Origin of the sequence: Bacillus sp. SD075 (assembly GCF_017355165.1) — a bacterium.
GTDB lineage: Bacteria > Bacillota > Bacilli > Bacillales > DSM-1321 > Peribacillus.
On the sequence record NZ_JADILK010000115.1, the window covers coordinates 1 to 494 of the forward strand.

Annotated in this window: 1 protein-coding gene; it reads left to right on the forward strand. The window is 38.9% G+C overall.

The features are described 5' to 3' along the window. Window positions 1-494, forward strand: a 494-nt coding sequence (locus IOC57_RS25500) for a transposase (protein ID WP_207441370.1), incomplete at both ends; no start/stop codon positions are given.

The window sequence follows — 494 nt, forward strand, 5'->3', positions numbered from 1 at the left end:
AGACAACAGGAAATCGTAACGAATATGTATGTGGAAGCTAAACTTCAGTTTCACACCATTTTAGATCAAGTGTTTCCTGAATACCGGAAGGTTTTTGGGGATCTATATTCAAGGGTTTCTTTATCGATGTTAAAGCAATATCCCACTTCAGAGGCGGTATTAACAGCCGGAGAAAGTAGACTAGTAGAGAGTGTTATAGAGTTCTGTTCTAGCCGATCGGGTGAATGGGCATGGGAAAAAGCAAAAAAAATAATGGATTCCGCATCTAGAAATCCATTTCAAAAAAGCGTGTATGAAAGTCACGTAATCAATCTTCGTATGTATATTGAGTTGCTTTTTCATTACCAGGGACACCTTTCTGATTTGGAAGATCGTATAGTAGCCCTGGCAAATGAACTGGAAGAATATAAGATCATCCAATCGATTCCCGGTATCGGAGAAAAAATCGCAGCCACGATTATCTCTGAAATTGGTGAAATCGATCGGTTTAATCA